Source organism: Nonomuraea rubra (genome assembly GCF_014207985.1).
In the GTDB taxonomy this organism is placed as follows: Bacteria; Actinomycetota; Actinomycetes; order Streptosporangiales; family Streptosporangiaceae; genus Nonomuraea; species Nonomuraea rubra.
In genome coordinates, this window is the sequence record NZ_JACHMI010000001.1 from 6,102,920 (window position 1) to 6,118,092 (window position 15,173).

The 15,173-nt window shown below is 73.1% G+C and carries 17 protein-coding genes; 5 read left to right on the forward strand and 12 right to left on the reverse strand.

Annotation, left to right across the window (positions count from 1 at the left end; all coding sequences use genetic code 11):
• Positions 1-139: 139 nt before the first annotated feature.
• On the forward strand, positions 140-1,741 hold the full coding sequence (locus tag HD593_RS27710; RefSeq protein ID WP_185104989.1) for a DUF1349 domain-containing protein: 1,602 nt from the start codon (positions 140-142) through the stop codon (positions 1,739-1,741).
• Here HD593_RS27710 and HD593_RS27715 read toward each other — a convergent pair.
• The 4 genes from HD593_RS27715 to HD593_RS27730 all read right to left on the reverse strand — a co-directional run bounded on the left by HD593_RS27715 (position 1,686) and on the right by HD593_RS27730 (position 3,956).
• The gene (locus HD593_RS27715) at positions 1,686-2,084 is read right to left on the reverse strand and encodes a nuclear transport factor 2 family protein (RefSeq protein WP_185104990.1); all 399 of its coding nucleotides are present in this window, start codon (positions 2,082-2,084) and stop codon (positions 1,686-1,688) included. The two genes, HD593_RS27710 and HD593_RS27715, sit on opposite strands and share 56 nt — an antisense overlap.
• The gene (locus tag HD593_RS27720) at positions 2,081-2,899 is read right to left on the reverse strand and encodes a class I SAM-dependent methyltransferase (protein WP_185104991.1); all 819 of its coding nucleotides are present in this window, start codon (positions 2,897-2,899) and stop codon (positions 2,081-2,083) included. The genes HD593_RS27715 and HD593_RS27720 overlap by 4 nt, the downstream gene beginning before the upstream one ends.
• Positions 2,900-3,009: 110 nt before the next feature.
• Positions 3,010-3,411 carry a hypothetical protein gene (locus HD593_RS27725; RefSeq protein ID WP_185104992.1) on the reverse strand — a complete coding sequence of 134 codons (402 nt, stop codon included), beginning with the start codon at positions 3,409-3,411 and terminating at the stop codon, positions 3,010-3,012.
• A gap of 2 nt (positions 3,412-3,413) precedes the next feature.
• Complete coding sequence (locus tag HD593_RS27730; protein ID WP_185104993.1) at positions 3,414-3,956, reverse strand: dihydrofolate reductase family protein; 543 nt, start codon at positions 3,954-3,956, stop codon at positions 3,414-3,416.
• 118 nt (positions 3,957-4,074) lie between these two features.
• Here HD593_RS27730 and HD593_RS27735 point away from each other — a divergent pair, with 118 nt between their 5' ends.
• Complete coding sequence (locus tag HD593_RS27735; RefSeq protein WP_185104994.1) at positions 4,075-5,058, forward strand: S66 family peptidase; 984 nt, start codon at positions 4,075-4,077, stop codon at positions 5,056-5,058.
• 8 nt (positions 5,059-5,066) lie between these two features.
• Here HD593_RS27735 and HD593_RS27740 read toward each other — a convergent pair whose 3' ends face one another.
• Genes HD593_RS27740 through HD593_RS27750 form a run of 3 tightly spaced genes read right to left on the reverse strand, consistent with a single transcriptional unit; the run spans position 5,067 to position 7,406 of the window.
• Positions 5,067-5,711 carry a response regulator gene (locus HD593_RS27740; protein WP_185104995.1) on the reverse strand — a complete coding sequence of 215 codons (645 nt, stop codon included), beginning with the start codon at positions 5,709-5,711 and terminating at the stop codon, positions 5,067-5,069.
• Positions 5,702-6,805 (reverse strand): sensor histidine kinase, encoded by a 1,104-nt coding sequence (locus HD593_RS27745; protein WP_185104996.1) that lies wholly within the window; start codon positions 6,803-6,805, stop codon positions 5,702-5,704. The genes HD593_RS27740 and HD593_RS27745 overlap by 10 nt, the downstream gene beginning before the upstream one ends.
• Positions 6,789-7,406, reverse strand: a complete 618-nt coding sequence (locus HD593_RS27750) for a DedA family protein (protein WP_185104997.1) — start codon at positions 7,404-7,406, stop codon at positions 6,789-6,791. Before HD593_RS27750 ends, HD593_RS27745 begins: the two co-directional genes overlap by 17 nt.
• Before the next feature lie 102 nt (positions 7,407-7,508).
• On the opposite strand from HD593_RS27750, the gene HD593_RS27755 reads away from it, so the two are divergent.
• Positions 7,509-10,307 (forward strand): DEAD/DEAH box helicase, encoded by a 2,799-nt coding sequence (locus HD593_RS27755; protein WP_312903762.1) that lies wholly within the window; start codon positions 7,509-7,511, stop codon positions 10,305-10,307.
• Between the two features lie 34 nt (positions 10,308-10,341).
• Complete coding sequence (locus HD593_RS27760) at positions 10,342-11,448, forward strand: SWIM zinc finger family protein (protein ID WP_185104998.1); 1,107 nt, start codon at positions 10,342-10,344, stop codon at positions 11,446-11,448.
• A 72-nt stretch (positions 11,449-11,520) separates the two neighbouring features.
• Here the strand turns inward: HD593_RS27760 and HD593_RS27765 are convergent, their stop codons facing one another.
• Positions 11,521-12,162, reverse strand: coding sequence for an NAD(P)-dependent oxidoreductase (locus HD593_RS27765; protein WP_185104999.1), 642 nt, complete (start codon positions 12,160-12,162; stop codon positions 11,521-11,523).
• A gap of 80 nt (positions 12,163-12,242) precedes the next feature.
• Complete coding sequence (locus HD593_RS27770) at positions 12,243-12,833, reverse strand: TetR/AcrR family transcriptional regulator (RefSeq protein WP_185105000.1); 591 nt, start codon at positions 12,831-12,833, stop codon at positions 12,243-12,245.
• Positions 12,834-12,941: 108 nt separating this feature from the next.
• Here HD593_RS27770 and HD593_RS27775 point away from each other — a divergent pair, with 108 nt between their 5' ends.
• Entirely contained in the window at positions 12,942-13,724 is a 783-nt protein-coding gene (locus HD593_RS27775; RefSeq protein ID WP_185105001.1) for an SDR family oxidoreductase, read from the forward strand.
• Between the two features lie 39 nt (positions 13,725-13,763).
• Here HD593_RS27775 and HD593_RS27780 read toward each other — a convergent pair whose 3' ends face one another.
• Genes HD593_RS27780 through HD593_RS27790 form a run of 3 tightly spaced genes read right to left on the reverse strand, consistent with a single transcriptional unit; the run spans position 13,764 to position 15,120 of the window.
• A complete protein-coding gene (locus HD593_RS27780; protein WP_185105002.1) occupies positions 13,764-14,156 on the reverse strand; it encodes a VOC family protein in 393 nt (130 codons plus the stop codon).
• The gene (locus tag HD593_RS27785) at positions 14,156-14,770 is read right to left on the reverse strand and encodes an SRPBCC family protein (protein ID WP_246546749.1); all 615 of its coding nucleotides are present in this window, start codon (positions 14,768-14,770) and stop codon (positions 14,156-14,158) included. The genes HD593_RS27780 and HD593_RS27785 overlap by 1 nt, the downstream gene beginning before the upstream one ends.
• Complete coding sequence (locus HD593_RS27790) at positions 14,767-15,120, reverse strand: ArsR/SmtB family transcription factor (protein WP_185105003.1); 354 nt, start codon at positions 15,118-15,120, stop codon at positions 14,767-14,769. Before HD593_RS27790 ends, HD593_RS27785 begins: the two co-directional genes overlap by 4 nt.
• Positions 15,121-15,173: the final 53 nt, after the last annotated feature.

The window sequence follows — 15,173 nt, forward strand, 5'->3', positions numbered from 1 at the left end:
GCCGCCTGCCACCGGTGCTCGTGCGGGCGGGGCCGCCGGGTCGGGATGCCATGCGTCCCACGATGCCAGATCCCCGGTCGCAGCCAGGTCGCAGCCGCCGCGACCGGGCCGGAACCGGATGCCGCCTACAACGGTCGGCATGACTTCATCAACGCCGCGCCGATCCGGCCGGCAGGACGGATTCCTCCGGTTGCTGCGCGCGCAGTGGGCCGCGTTCCGCTCCTCGAGGGGCCGGATGCTCGCCCTGGCTGCCTCGGTGCTCGTCACCGTGTCGATCGGGCTGCTGATCGCCGGGGGTGCCCGCACCAGCTGCGTGACAGGGAAAGGCGAGGGCCCCTGCCCCGCGCCGCTGGTGGGGCCCGACGGCACGGCGGTCAGGGACAAGTACTACTTCGTGCACCAGCCGCTCACCGGGAACGGCAGCATCACCGCCCGGGTGTCGGACCTGATCGGGCAGCTGCGGATGCCGGACGCCGTACCCGGGGTGCGCAACGTCAAGCAGGGGGTGGTGCCGTGGGCCAAGGCGGGGCTCCTGGTCAGGCAGAGCCTCAGGCAGGGCACGCCGTACGCCGCCGTCATGCTCACCGGGGAACACGGCGTGCGGATGCAGTACAACTACGTCCACGACGTGCCCGGCGGGCCGCACAACGGCCCGCAGTGGCTGCGGCTGACCAGGTCGGGCGATCTCGTCACCGGCTACGAGTCGGACGACGGCGCGCGGTGGACGCAAATCGGGGCGGTCAGGCTCGGCGATCTGCCGGAGACGGTCGAGATCGGGCTGTTCGCCACCTCCCCCGGCGTGCTGTGGGACACGGCCGCCGCGTTCTCCCAGGTCACCGCCACCTTCGATCGGATCGGGCTGGAGGGTGCGAACGGGTCGTGGCGGTACGACGACGTCGGCGTGTCCATGGAGTCGGACGGTACGACCCCGCATCATCCGGGCCGGGCCGTCGCGTCCGGTGACAAGCTCATCGTGACCGGAGGCGGTGACATCGGGCCCGCCACGGCGGAGGGCGGGCTGCGCGCCGACCTCATGCTGATCGGCGGGGCGGTGGGGCTGATCCCGGTGCTGATGGCGTCGGTCACGTTCGTCACGGCGGGCAACCGGCGCGGGCTGTCTGGGGCAGGGCTGTCCGGAGCAGGGGCGGCCGGTGACGGGTTGTCGGCACGCCCGATCGGGGCCGAGCCGGCGGGCAGGGCGGAGGTTGCGCGGCTGCTGGTGGCCAAGGCCGTGGTGGCCGGTGCGGTGGCGTTCGTGGTGGGGCTGGTGGCCGCGGGGGTGGTGGTTCCGGTCGGTCTGGCGCTGTTGCGTGCCAACCACAACCCGATCCAGCCGATCACCCTGGGCACCGGGCTGCGGGTGATCGCGGGCTACGCGGCACTCAGCGCCGCCGCTGCCGTACTGGCGCTCGGCCTGGCCGCGCTGCTCAAGCGGGCCGTCGTCGCCGGCGGGCTGGCCATCGCGCTGGTCGTCGTACCCCACCTGCTGACCGGCGCGGGCCTGGCGCCATGGCTGCTGATGGTCACCCCTGCCGCCGGGTTCGCGATCACGCAGAGCGTTCCTGCGTTCGCGCACGTGGACGTCGTCCCGTCGCTGCTCGGCGGCTACTACCCGCTCCCGCCATGGGCGGGTCTGGCAGTGACGTGCGGATATGCCGTCTTCGCCCTGGGGGCGGCCACCCAGGTCATACCCGGGGGCCGGCGTGCCCGGCCAGGCACTGCCAGCGCCCCTCCTGCTTGACCCAGGTCTGCGTCACCGGCATCCGGAACGTCACGCGATCGCCCTCCCCGGTGATCACGTCGTCGGCCACCACGCACCGCAGCACCGCGGCCTGCCCGCACACCACCACCTCGACCTCGGTCAGGGTCTGGCCCTGCCACGCGATGGCCGCGGCCGTGTTCGCGGTCACGTAGCCGTCCCGGTCGAAGCGCTCGCCGGTGTGCGACGTCCAGTGGAAGCCCGGATGCAGCGACCGGCGCAGCCGTTCGGGGTCCCGCGCCGCCAGGGCGGCGGCGCGCTCCCGCGCCGCGGCGATGACCTCCTGCTCGGGGGTCACGGCGGCGTCCGGCCAGGCCCCGCTCATTCCGCCCGTACGCCGGAGGTGGACAGCAGCGGGATGCCCAGCATCACCACGCGCGGATCGAGGGAGATCCCGGCCAGGAGCCGCAGCTCCTCGGCGGCCATTCCGGCCTGGACGAGCTGGGGAGCCAGCTCCCTGCTGCCGAAGTGCGCCAGCAGGCCGACCCCGGTGCCGCCGTGCCAGGAACGCTGCCACGCCTCGGTCTCGACCCGCGTCAGGCCGGACGCGGCCATGGCGGCGTGCACCTGGCGGCCCCAGTAGGGGTCGTTGCCGTTGGCGCGCAGAACGGCGCGGATCCCGTCCTCGTAGGCGGCGAACACCTCGTGGGCACGCGGGTCGGGAGTGTCGAGCACGGCCCCGGCCCAGCGGGCCTCCAGTTCCTCCACCAGCAGCACCCCGCCGGGGGCGAGCGAGCCCGCCAGCCGGGCCAGCACCTCGCGGCGCTGCGGCAGGTGCTGCAGCACGGCCCGCGCGTGGATGAGGTCGAAGCTGCCCGCCGGCATCGGGTCGACGGCCACGTTGTGACGCATGACCGTGAGCCGGGGGTGCGGGCGTACGTGCTGGGGTTTGACGTCGGTGGCGATCACCTCGCCCTGCGGGCCGACGCGGTCGGCGAGCCAGGCGGCGATCGTGCCCGCGCCCGCGCCCACCTCCAGGCAGCGGGCGCCCTCGGCGACGCCGAGGCGGTCGAGCCTGGCCGTGGTGTACTCGTCGCACATCTCCCCCAGCGAGCCGAGCAGCTCGTCGGCGTGGGGCGCGTCGTTGTCGAAGGCGTACGGGGTGACCGGGTCGTGGCTGTGCCCAGTGGCCGCGCTCATCGGCCCTCCTCGCTGGCGTGCTCCCATGGCCGGACCTGGCCGGAGTGTCGCAGGTCTGGGCGAGCGGGGCAAGACGCCGGGGCAGGAAGGCCAGGCATCCCGGTGACGGCTCAGCCGCGGCCGCCGGTGAACGGGGGCTCGCCCTCCTTCAGCGGCCGGAAGCGCAGCGCCGACCAGGTCTCGTCCACCGCCACCTGGCCGTTGGGGCGCAGGCCGTACTCCCCCACGATCGGCCAGAGCGTGTCGCGGTTGATGTCCGACTTGTTGCCCTTGGGGTAGGCGACCCAGACGATGGCGGGCTCGGTGAGCAGGGCGCGCTGCTCGTCGAGCAGCCGGCGGGCGGCCGCGGCGTCGGCGGCGAAGAACACCGCCACGTCAGCCTCCTTCAGGTCCCCGGCGTAGCGGGCGTCCTCGGGCAGCGGCTCGACCAGCGGGCGGTGGACGTCCTCGGAGATCCACACGGCGGTGCCGGCCTTGATCAGCAGTTTCTCGGCGATGGTCTTGGCAGGCATGGTCAGGCCCTCGTGTACGTCAGGTTCAGCACGCCGGTGCTGAAGGTGTCGGATCGGGTGAGCGTCAGGGGGATCTGGCCGATGCCCTCGTCGAACAGGCGGCGGCCGCGGCCCAGCACGATGGGGTGCACCATCAGGTTGAGCTGGTCGAGCAGGCCCTCGCGCAGCAGCCACGCCACCAGGGTAGGGCTGCCGCTCATGCCGATGTCCTTGCCGGGGGCCTCCTTGAGCCGGAGCAGCTCCTTGCGCGGGTCGCCGGCGATGATGGTGGTGTTCGCCCAGGTGGGGGTGGTCAGGGTGGTGGAGACGACGTACTTGGGCACCGCGTTCAGGGTGGCGGCCATGGGGTCGGCGGCGTCCTGGTGCGGCCAGTGGGCGGCGAAGACGTCGTAGGTGTGCCGGCCGAGCAGCAGGGCGTCGGCGGCCTGCATCTGGGCGGCGACGGCCTGGCCCATCTCGTCGTTGAGGTAGGGGAAGTGCCAGGTCTCGGGCGCCTCGACGACGCCGTCGAGCGACATGAACAGCCCCGCGACGATCTTTCTCATGACTTGCGGCTCCTTGGTCTCTCCGAAGTGGCTCCAGCCTTCCACCGACAAATAGAATTGTCAAGGCAGGCAAGATTGTCGGTGCGAGCCGGGCGCAAGCTCGATAAGGTCCGTGGACATGACCTTTCCCCGCAAGCTGACCAGGGGCGATGTGGTACGCGTGGTGGCCCCGTCCGCCTCCCGCGCCATGGTGACCGAGCACGACCACACCCCGCTCATCGACGCCCGCTTCGCCGAGCTCGGCCTCACCCTCACCTACGGCCGCCACGTCGACGAGCGCGACGCCTTCGACTCCTCCGCCGTCGCCTCCCGGGTCGCCGACCTGCACGACGCCTTCGCCGACCCCTCGGTCGCGGCGATCATCACGGTCATCGGGGGGTACAACAGCAACGAGCTGCTGCCGTACCTCGACTGGGAGCTGATCCGCGCCAACCCCAAGGTCTTCTGCGGCTACTCCGACATCAGCGCCCTGCAGAACGCGATCCTCGCCCGCACCGGGCTGGTGACCTACTCCGGGCCGCACTGGTCGACGTTCGGGATGCGCGATCACCTCGAGCAGACGCTGCGCTGGTTCACCGAGGTCCTGTTCGGCTCGGCCCCGGTCAGCCTGGCGCCCGCCGACAGCTGGAGCGACGACCTGTGGTTCCTCGACCAGGACAAGCGCGAGCTCGTCCCCAACGAGGGCTGGTGGCGGCTGCGGCCGGGCTCCGCCGAGGGGCGCGTCGTCGGCGGCAACCTCGCCACGCTGAGCCTGCTCCAGGGCACCCCGTACATGCCGTCACTCGACGGCGCGATCCTGCTCCTGGAGGACGACTTCGAGTCGCACCCGGCGATCTTCGCCCGGAACCTGACGTCGCTGCTGCAGCTGCCCGACGCCGCCGGGGTGCGCGGGCTGGCCATCGGGCGCTTCCAGAAGGCGGCCCGGATGACGCGCCCGCTGCTGGAGCAGATCATCGCCACCCAGCCGCGGCTGGAGGGGGTGCCGGTGCTGGCCAACCTGGACGTCGGCCACACCCACCCGTTGGCGACGATCCCGATCGGCGGCCTGGCCGAGCTAGCGGTCGGCGACGGCGAGGCGAGCCTCGTCCTGTGCCGCCACTGAGGCCCGGCTCAGGACTCCAGGAAGTGCAGCACCGCCAGCACGCGGCGGCTGTAGCCGGTGGTGTGCGACAGGTTCAGCTTGTCGAACAGTGAATTGACGTGCTTCTCCACGGCGCTCTGCGACACGTGCAGCTCCTGGGCGATCGAGGCGTTGGTCAGCCCCTGCGCCATCCGCTCCAGCACCTCGCGCTCGCGCGCCGTCAGCTTGGCCAGCGGGTCCACCTGCGTGGTGCGGGCCAGGAGCTGCCGCACCACCTCGGGGTCGAACGCCGCGCCGCCCGCGGCGACCCGCTCCAGCGCGTCGAGGAAGTCGCCGACCTGCCCGACGCGGTCCTTCAGCAGGTAGCCCACGCCTTCGACGTCGGAGCTCATCAGCTCGGTGGCGTAGCGCTTCTCCACGTACTGCGACAGGACCAGCACCTTGACCTCCGGCCGGCGGCGGCGGATCTCCAGCGCCGCCCGCAGGCCCTCGTCGGTGTGGGTGGGCGGCATGCGGACGTCCACCACGACGATGTCGGGGCGGTGCTCGTCCACGGCCGCCACGAGCGCCTGGCCGTCGCTGACGGCCGCGGGCACCTCGTGGCCCTCCTCCAGGAGCAGGCGCACCAGACCCTCGCGCAGCAGCGTGGAGTCCTCGGCGAGGATCACCCGCACGGCAGCACCGCCGTGATCGTCGTGGGGCCGCCCGCCGGGCTGGTCACCTCGAACCGGCCGTCGAGCGCCGCCACCCGCCTGGCCAGCCCCGACAGGCCGCCTCCCGACGCCTGCGCGCCGCCCGAGCCGTCGTCACGCACCCGTACGACCACCGCCGGCCCCTCCTCGTGCACCTCGACCGTGATGAGCGTGGCACCGGCGTGCTTGGCCGCGTTCGTCACCGCCTCGCAGACCACGAAGTACGCCGCCGTCTCCACCGCCATCGGCGGCCGCTCTTCCAGCCGGCAATCTACCTTGACCGGGACGCTGGAGCGTTCCGCCACCCCTGCCAGCGCCTCGCCCAGCCCGAGCGAGTCCAGCCCGCTCGGGTAGACCCGCCAGGCCACCTCGCGCAGCTCGGCGAGCGCCTGCTGGGCCTCCTGGTGCGCCTGGTGCATCAGCTCCGTCCGGCCCCGCAGGGAGCGGCCGATCAGCATCGACAGCGCCACCAGCCGCTGCTGCAGCCCGTCGTGCAGGTCGCGCTCGATCCTGCGCCGCTCGGAGTCGACCGCCGCCACGATGCCGGCCCGGCTCTCGGCCAGCTCGGCGATCCGGCGCTGCAGCGCCTGCGTGGGGTCGGGGCCGAGCATCCGCCTGGCCAGCCGGCGCTCCAGCGCGTGCACGCCGGCCACCCCCGACAGCACCAGGAACAGCCCCAGGAACCCGGCCACGCCGAGGTAGGTCACCAGGGGCACCGAGGGCACCATCCCGTCGAACGGCTCGCCCCGCCCCCAGGCGGCTGCCAGGCGCACCCCCGTTGACAGCCCGAACCACAGCAGCCAGAGCACCAGGCCACCCAGGATCCCGACCGGCACCCGCGTGGCCAGGTACCCGCCGGCCCGCTTGCCCCGGCCCTCCGTCAGCGCGTCGAGCTCGCTCAGGTCCAGGCGCAGGCGGCGGGCCTCCAGCCGGGCCAGCCGCCGGGCCGTGGCCCACACGTTGGGGTTGCCCAGGAACGGCAGCGTGAACAGCAGGAACAGCAGCTCGGCGAGCGCGGTGACGGTGCCCAGCACGACGGCGGCGCCCAGGCGTAGCCCCTCAACGGCGGCTCGCATGCCTCCCCTTCGCCCGTTCGGTCAGCCGGACCACGACGAAGACCACGACCGCGAGGGCGACCAGGCCGAGCACGATCTTGCTGCCGATGCCGGCGTAGGTCTCCACCAGGTGCCAGTTGTCGCCCAGCAGGTAGCCGGCCATCACGAAGACGGTGTTCCAGATGAGGCTGCCCAGCGTAGTGAGCAGCGTGAACATCGGCAGCGGCATGCGCTCCACGCCGGCCGGGACGGAGATGAGGCTGCGGAAGATGGGGATCATCCTGCCGAAGAACACCGCCTTGCGGCCGTGGCGCTGGAAGAACGCCTCGGTCTTCTCGATGTCGGTGATCTTGACGAGGGGCAGCTTGGCCGCGATGGCCAGCGTGCGCTCGCGGCCCAGCAACGCCCCCACCGCGTACAAGGCCAGGGCGCCCACCACCGAGCCGAGCGTCGTGCACACCAGGACGTCGACCAGGTCCATGTTCCCCTTGCTCGCGGTGAAACCGGCGAGCGGCAGGATCACCTCGCTGGGCAGGGGCGGGAACAGGTTTTCCAGTGCGATGGCCAGCCCCGCCCCCACGGCACCAAGGCTCTCCATCAATCCGATCAGCCAGTCAGTCATGAGATCAAGGCTATGGAAGATCTGGAAAAACGCGGAATGAAGAGCATGCCCGATCCTAGCTGAGGTAAACCCCACCCCTGTCGTACCGTACACTGTACGGCCGTGAGCACTTCGACGGATCTGGCCCGGCACCCGGCAGTCTTCCAACCCGGCGACCCACCCAGGACAGGACAGGTCGCCTTCCTCGACCCCGCCGGGGACAGCCGGGTCACCGTCGCCGAGGAGCACGACGGCCAGGTCACGACCAGGTCCGCCGCGGCCACCCTCGTGCCCGTCGGGGAGGCGGTGGCCACGCTGGCCAGGGCCCGAATGGACCCCGGCGCTCACCCGGCCGCCCGCTTCTGGGGCGCCGCCGCGCTCGTCGCGCTGCAGCTCGTCACCCGGGGCCGCATCCTGCCCGGCGTGACGGCCGGCGAGCACGACTCCTGGCGAGCGGGGCCGCTGGACGCCGACGACCTGCGGCGCGTCCGCGAGCTGGCCGCCGCCATGCCCGCCGCCGCCCGCGCCATCCCCCTCGACACCCCGCCGACCGCCGCCGCCCGGGCTGACGCCCTGCCGCACGCGGAGGACCCGCCAGAGAGCCGGCCGGAGGTCCCGACGGAGGGGCCGCTGCTGCCGGACGCCGAACCTCTCGTGCGGGCCTTTCTCGACGCGGTCGCCGACGCCATGCCGCGCTCGCCCGGCGCCGTACGCGCCACCGGCACCACCGCCTTCGCCGCCGCCAGGCCCGTCAAGGTCCCCCACCTGCGCCGCTGGTCCGAGGAGGTCTCGGCGGGCCTGGACGCGGGCGTACGGCTGTCGCTGCGCGTCGAGGCCGACGACCCGGCCGAGGCCGAGTTCCGCGCCGTCGTCCAGCTCCACAGCCTGGCCGACCCGTCGCTCGTCGTGGACGCCGCCGACCTGTGGCAGGGCCGCGACCCCGGCTTCGGCGCCCGCGCCAGGATCGAGGCCACCCTCGCCGTACGCCGCGCCGCCCGCGCCTGGCCCCGCCTGGAACGCCTGCTGGACAGCGCCGTCCCGGACGAGCTCATCCTCACCGACGGCGACGTCGAGGACCTCCTGGCCGGAGCCGCCGACCGGCTGGCCGCCGCCGGCGTGGACGTGCACTGGCCCAGGTCGCTCGTGCGCGGCCTCAGCGCCCGCGCCGTGCTCGGCGATCGTGACGCCGCCCCCTCCGACCTGCCCTCCTTCCTCGGCGGCCAGCACCTGACCAGCTTCGACTGGCAGCTCGCCCTCGGCGGCGAACGCCTGACCGCCGCCGAGATGGACCGGCTCGCCGAGGCCCACCGCCCCGTCGTGCGGCTGCGCGACCAGTGGGTGCTCATCGACCCCGACCTGGCCCGCAAGGCCCGCCAGCGCGACCTCAAGCCGCTGACCGGCATCGAGGCGCTCGGTGCCGCCCTGACCGGGACGGTCGAGGTCGAGGGCGAGCAGGTGCCCGTCGAGCCCACCGCCTGGCTGAACGAGCTGCGCGAGCGCCTGGCCGAGCCCGCCGCCGTCGACCCGCCCCAGGGCCTGGCCGCGACCCTGCGCGACTACCAGCTCGCCGGGCTGCGCTGGCTGGCCAGGATGACCTCGCTCGGCCTCGGCGCCTGCCTGGCCGACGACATGGGCCTGGGCAAGACGATCACGCTCATCGCGCTGCACCTGCACCGCGCCGCCGAGGGCGCGGGCCCCACGCTCGTGGTCTGCCCCGCCTCGCTGCTGGGCAACTGGGAGCGCGAGATCTCCAGGTTCGCGCCGGGCGTGCCCGTACGCCGCTTCCACGGCAGCAACCGCGCCCTCGCCGAGGAGGGATTCGTGCTGACCACGTACGCCACCATGCGCCTGGACGCGGCCCGGCTGGCGGCCCACCGCTGGGGCCTGCTCGTCGCCGACGAGGCCCAGCACGTCAAGAACCCCGCCTCCGGCACCGCCAAGGCCCTGCGCGAGATCCCCGCCGCCGCCCGCGTCGCGCTCACCGGCACCCCCGTCGAGAACAACCTGTCGGAGCTGTGGGCCATCCTCGACTGGACCACGCCCGGGCTGCTCGGCCCGCTCGGCCGGTTCAGGGCGCGCTGGGCCAAGCCCGTCGAGTCCGGCGACACGGAGGCGGCCGAGCGGCTGTCCAGGCTCGTCGGGGCATTCCTGCTGCGCCGCCGCAAGAGCGACCCCGGCATCGCGCCCGAGCTGCCGCCCAAGACCGAGACCGACCGTCCCGTCGCGCTCACGGTCGAGCAGGCCGGCCTGTACGAGGCCGTCGTCCGCGAGATCATGACCCAGATCGCCGACGCCCAGGGCATGGCCAGGCGCGGCCTCATCGTCAAGCTGCTCACCGGCCTCAAGCAGATCTGCAACCACCCCGCGCAGTACCTGCACGAGGCGAGCCCGCGCCTGCCCGGCCGCTCCGGCAAGCTGGAGCTGCTCGACGAGCTCGTCGACACCATCGTCGCCGAGGACGGCGCCGTGCTCGTCTTCACCCAGTACGTCGCCATGGCCCGCCTGCTGGAACGCCACCTGTCCGGCCGCGGCGTGCCCACCCAGCTCCTGCACGGCGGCACCCCCGTCGCCCGCCGCGAGGAGATGGTCCAGCGCTTCCAGGACGGCAGCGCCCCGGTGTTCCTGCTGTCGCTCAAGGCCGCCGGCACCGGCCTGAACCTCACCCGTGCCGACCACGTCATCCACTACGACCGCTGGTGGAACCCCGCCGTCGAGGACCAGGCCACCGACCGCGCCTACCGCATCGGCCAGACCAGGCCCGTCCAGGTGCACCGCCTCATCGCCGAAGGCACGATCGAGGACCGCATCGCCCAGATGCTCACCGCCAAGCGCTCGCTCGCCGACGCCGTCCTGGCCGCCGGCGAGGCCGCCTTCACCGAGCTGACCGACGCCGAACTCGCCGCCCTGGTGGAGCTGAGATGACCGCCACCGAACTCGCCGCCCTCGTGGAGCTGAGATGACCACCGCCCGCGGATTCGCCGCCTTCCCCCCGCAACGCGCCGGCGCCCGCTTCGCCACCTCCTGGTGGGGCCGCGCCTGGATCCAGGCCATGGAGGACACCTCCCTGGACCACGGCCTGCTGCGCAAGGGCCGCGCGTACGCCAAGCACGGCCGGCTCGGCCCCATCACCGTCAGCCCCGGCAGGATCGCCGCCGTCGCCGAGAGCGAGTACGACGTCGTCGTCCGCGTCGAGCAGCTCACCGACGCCGCCTGGGAACGCTTCCTCGACCAGGTCGCCGCCAAGTCGGGGCACATCGCGGCGCTGCTCGACCGCGACATGCCGCACGACCTGGTCGAGGCCGCCGAGGACGCCGCCGTGCCGCTGCTGCCGGCCGTCGGCGACCTGGAGCCCGAGTGTTCCTGCCCCGACTGGGGGCACCCCTGCAAGCACGCCGCCGCCCTGTGCTACCAGGTGTCCTGGCTGCTGGACGCCGATCCGTTCGTGCTGCTGCTGATGCGTGGGCGCGGCGAGCGTGACCTCATCGGGGCGTTGCAGGAGCGCGAGGCGCCCGTCCAGGAGCCGTCCGGGGTGCCGGCCGCGCGGGCGTACGGGGCGGGGGTGCCGCCGCTGCCGGAGCCGCCGCCGTACGACGTGGCCTACACCCCGCCCGCCCTGGAACCGGCCCCGGGCGTGGACGTGGCGGCGCTGCGGGTGCTGGCGGCCTCGGCCGCCGGGCGGGCCCGCGAGCTGCTGCGGCGCGGGCGGCTGCCGGAGCTGAGCGAGTACCAGGACCGGGTCCGGCTGGCCGCCCAGCACGACCTCGACCTCGGGCTCGGCGCGGCCGTCCAGGCGTGGCGGTACGGCGGCGCCGACGGCCTGGACGTCCTGGACGGCACGTGGACGCCGCCCCGGCGGGAGCTGGCCAGGGCGCAGGCGCTGCTGGAGTCGGGCTGGGAGGGCGAGCGCCCGCCCCAGGTGGAGGCGTGGCGCAACCGCTGGACCATCGGCCCGGTGCAGCTGCGCTACGGCCGTGACGGGCGCTGGTACCCGTTCACCCGGCGGGAGGACGAGTGGTGGCCCGCGGGCCCGCCGGAACGCGACCCGTCCGTGCTCCTCGGCTGACAGCGCGGCCCGTCCGTGCTCCTCGCATGGCAGCGCGGCCTGCGCGGCCGGTCGCCACGACGCCCGCGACCGTCAGGAGGCCACCGAGATGACGTGGCCGATCGAGGCGCGGTCGCCGACCAGCCGCAGCATGCAGTCCGCCACGTCGGCGCGGGTGGTCTTGAAGCCGCCCCGGATGCTGAGGTCGTAGGCCGTGCGATAGGCGTTCGTGCGGCCGTCGTCGGTCAGGCGGGCGGGGCGGACGATCGTCCAGTCCAGGTCGGTGGTGGCCCGCAGCAGGCGTTCGGCGTTGGCCAGGTCGGCGTAGGAGTGGCGGAACAGCCGCTGGATGACGAGCGGCTTGAGCACGTACCGGGTGAACGGGCCGTCGCCGGCGTCGGCCTCCAGTCCGGCGGCGCTGACCATGAGCAGGCGGCGGGCGCCCTCCTGGCGCATGGCGGCGGTGATGGCGGTGATGCTGCCGGCCTGGACGGTGGTGGGGCCGCGCTCGCGCGAGCCCATCGCGCTCAGCACGGCGTCGCGGCCCTTGATCGCGGGGGCGATGGCGGCAGGGTTCATGATGTCGGCCTCGGCGACGTCGAGCCGCTCGCGCAGGCCGGCCGGGAGGCGGCCGGCGTCGCGGACGACGGCCGTCAGGTCGTGGCCCTGCTCCAGGCCCTGACGCAGGAGCTCCAGACCGGTGCCGCCGGTGGCTCCGAAGACGGTGATCTTCATGCGGGTTCGCCCCTCGGTCGTGGTTGGTAAGCATTCACTCACCACGATAGCCGCAGAGGGCGCCGGGTGTCCGGCCGGGCTCAGGTGCTGGACCTCGCCTCGGCCATGCGCTCGGCCAGTACCCCGGCCAGTTCCACGACGACCTCGCGGCGGCGCGCGACGGCCCGTCCGGGGTCGGACTCGTCCAGGATGAGGCCGCGCACCTGGGGCACCGCGAAGTTCCACGCCACCAGGCCCAGGACGGTGAACAGCCAGTCCTGTGCCGTCGCCCTGTCCGGCAGGCCGGCGTCCAGCAGGCCGTCCACGTGGCCGCGGTAGGACTCCTTGCGCTCCTCCTCGCCCTCGACCTGGCCGCCGGCCTCCAGCGACTCCCACAGCAGCAGACGGATCAGCTCGGGATGCTCGTGGTACCAGTCGTAGAGCTGCCCCACCGCCTCGGGCAGGATGCGCGGGTCGAGGGTCACCGTGTGGCAGATCTCGTCCAGTTTGGCCCGCACCACCGCCCCGAACAGCTTCTCCTTGCCGCCGAAGTACAGGTAGATGGCCTGCTTGTTGGCGCGGGCGGCGGCGGCGATGCGGTCGATCCTGCCGCCGGCCAGCCCGTGCTCGGCGAACTCCGCCGTCGCGGCCTGGAAGATCCGCTGCCGGGTGGCCTCCGAGTCGTACGTCATGCCACAGATTAAACCATCCAGTTGACTTATTCGCCGACCATGCGCCATGGTGGTCCCACCACTTAAACCAACCAGATGGTTTATTTCCTTGATCGAGGAGTTGCCTTCATGTCCACGACCACCCTTGCCCCGATGCCCGTCACCTCCCCGCTGCCCTCCGCCCTGGAGGGCCGCACGGTGCTGATCGTCGGCGGCAGCTCCGGCATCGGCCTGGCCGCCGGCGCCCTGCTGACCTCCGTGGGCGCCCGCGTAGCCCTCCTGGCCCGCGACCCCGCCCGCCTGGCGGCCGCGGTGGACCGGCTCCGTACGACGCCCGGTGCCTCCGTGACGGGCGTCGCCGGCGACGGTACGGCGGAGGACGTCCTGGAGCAGGCGCTCGACCAGGCGGCCCCGGTCGACCACGTCCTGGTGACGGCGGGCGCGCTCAGCACGGGAGCGCTGCTGGACACCCCGCGCGACCAGGTGCGCGAGGCCGTGGAAGGCCGGATCTGGGGCGCGTACGCCACCGCCAGGGCCGCCGCCCGCCGCCTGCCCGCCGGCGGCTCGATCACCTTCAGCTCCGGCCACTACCTGACCCGCCCGATCCCCGGCGCCTCCGCGGCCATCGCGAGCATCGGCGCCATCGAGGGGCTCACCCGCGCGCTGGCGGTGGAGCTGGCGCCGCGCAGGCTGCGGGTCAACGCCATCAGGTTCGGGGTCGTGGACACCCCCCTGGCCCGTGGCGCGCTGGGCCTGGCCGACGACACGGCCGTGGCCGCGGCCGGGCAGGGCACGCCGCTGGGACGTTTCGCCACGGCGGAGGAGGCGGCCTCGGCGGCGCTGTTCCTCATGGCCAACAACATCATGACCGGGACGGTGGTCACGGTGGACGGCGGCCAGGCCCTGGCCTGACGGGGGGCTTCAGGGCAGGCCGAGCTGCCAGGACGGGCTTCAGGGCAGGTTGAGCTGCCAGGAGACGCCGAAGCGGTCGTTGACCCAGCCGAACTTCGTGCCGAACCCGTACGAGTCCAGCGGCATCAGCGCCTGCCTGCCCTCGCCCAGCGCGTCGTACAGGCGCTGGATCTGCTCCTCGCTGTCGCACTCGACGAACAGCGACATCGACGGCGTGAAGGTGAAGTCGTGCTTGGGCACGCTGTCGATGCACATGTACTCGCGGCCCGCCAGCGTGAAGAGGGCGTGCTTGACGGTGCCCTCGGGGCCGGGCTCGCCGGGGCCGTAGCGCTCGACCGCGAGCACCTTGCCGTCGTCGAACAGCGACACGTAGAAGTTCATCGCCTCCTCGGCGTCGCGGTTCTGGAACATCAGGAACGTGGTGACCTTCATCAGGAGCCCTCCTCGGGGGCGTAGAACGCGGTGAGCGCGGCGACCATGGCGGCGGCCACGTCGTCAGGGGCGCCCGCCGCCCGGTAGGCCTCGCCCCACGACGCGGCGCTGCCGGTGATGTAGGCACGGCCCTCGTCGGTGAGGTGGAAGGTGGCCTCCTCGACCTTCTCGCCGCCCGACAGGTGCAGGCCCAGGCCGAGCAGGGCCAGGTCCCAGCCCACGCCGACGGCGCCGGGGCCGTACTGCGCCCAGAACTCCTCCGGCGGCTCGGCCGTGTGGGTCAGCTCGAACAGCGTGCCGCCGTCCTTGGCGGCCAGGCGCACCTCGACCTCGGAGAAGCCGGGGTCGGGGCCGAACAGCCAGGAGACCTTGAGCAGGCTCGGCGGCTCGCAGCGCAGGATCTCCCCGCCCGCGTTGCCCTCGAGCTGGTACTTGCCGCCCAGCCGGAGGTCTCCGCTGATGGGCAGGAACCAGCGGCTGAGCCGGTCGGCGTCGGTGCAGGCCTGCCAGACGTCCTCCACCTCGGCGTCGTAGTGACGGCGCAGCACCACGGTCTTGCGGGTGCCGTCGGTCAGCTCGCGATGGGTCCGCGTGAGGTGGTCGATCATCTTCATGGGGTGTCCTCTTTCTCGGTGTTCAGACGGCGTTCGCGCTTGCCCCGGGCCAGCTCCGTGGCCAGCGCGTCCAGGCGCTGATCCCAGAAACCCCGGAAGCGTTCCAGCCAGAGGTCGACCTCCTGCAGCGGCCCGGGCTCGACGGCGTACAACCGCCGGGTGCCTTCGGCCCGTACGCTGGCGAACCCGTTGTCCCGCAGCACCCGCAGGTGCTGGGAGACCGCCGGCTGGGAGATGCCGAACTCTTGCTGGATGACGGCGGTGACCTCTCCGGAGCTGCGCTCACCGCCTGCGAGCAGCTCCAGGATCCGGCGGCGGACCGGATCGCCGAGGACGTCGAATGCGTGCACGACCTGAAGTGTTTCAGCTCAAGCTTATATAAGTCAAGGCTGGCATTAAGGGG

Coding starts and splice junctions, on each gene's coding strand:
- HD593_RS27710 (WP_185104989.1), top strand. CDS start 140: ATGACTTCATCAACGCCGCGCCGATCCGGCCGGCAGGACGGATTCCTC.
- HD593_RS27715 (WP_185104990.1), bottom strand. CDS start 2,084: ATGAGCGGGGCCTGGCCGGACGCCGCCGTGACCCCCGAGCAGGAGGTC.
- HD593_RS27720 (WP_185104991.1), bottom strand. CDS start 2,899: ATGAGCGCGGCCACTGGGCACAGCCACGACCCGGTCACCCCGTACGCC.
- HD593_RS27725 (WP_185104992.1), bottom strand. CDS start 3,411: ATGCCTGCCAAGACCATCGCCGAGAAACTGCTGATCAAGGCCGGCACC.
- HD593_RS27730 (WP_185104993.1), bottom strand. CDS start 3,956: ATGAGAAAGATCGTCGCGGGGCTGTTCATGTCGCTCGACGGCGTCGTC.
- HD593_RS27735 (WP_185104994.1), top strand. CDS start 4,075: ATGACCTTTCCCCGCAAGCTGACCAGGGGCGATGTGGTACGCGTGGTG.
- HD593_RS27745 (WP_185104996.1), bottom strand. CDS start 6,805: ATGCGAGCCGCCGTTGAGGGGCTACGCCTGGGCGCCGCCGTCGTGCTG.
- HD593_RS27750 (WP_185104997.1), bottom strand. CDS start 7,406: ATGACTGACTGGCTGATCGGATTGATGGAGAGCCTTGGTGCCGTGGGG.
- HD593_RS27760 (WP_185104998.1), top strand. CDS start 10,342: ATGACCACCGCCCGCGGATTCGCCGCCTTCCCCCCGCAACGCGCCGGC.
- HD593_RS27765 (WP_185104999.1), bottom strand. CDS start 12,162: ATGAAGATCACCGTCTTCGGAGCCACCGGCGGCACCGGTCTGGAGCTC.
- HD593_RS27770 (WP_185105000.1), bottom strand. CDS start 12,833: ATGACGTACGACTCGGAGGCCACCCGGCAGCGGATCTTCCAGGCCGCG.
- HD593_RS27775 (WP_185105001.1), top strand. CDS start 12,942: ATGTCCACGACCACCCTTGCCCCGATGCCCGTCACCTCCCCGCTGCCC.
- HD593_RS27780 (WP_185105002.1), bottom strand. CDS start 14,156: ATGAAGGTCACCACGTTCCTGATGTTCCAGAACCGCGACGCCGAGGAG.
- HD593_RS27785 (WP_246546749.1), bottom strand. CDS start 14,770: ATGAAGATGATCGACCACCTCACGCGGACCCATCGCGAGCTGACCGAC.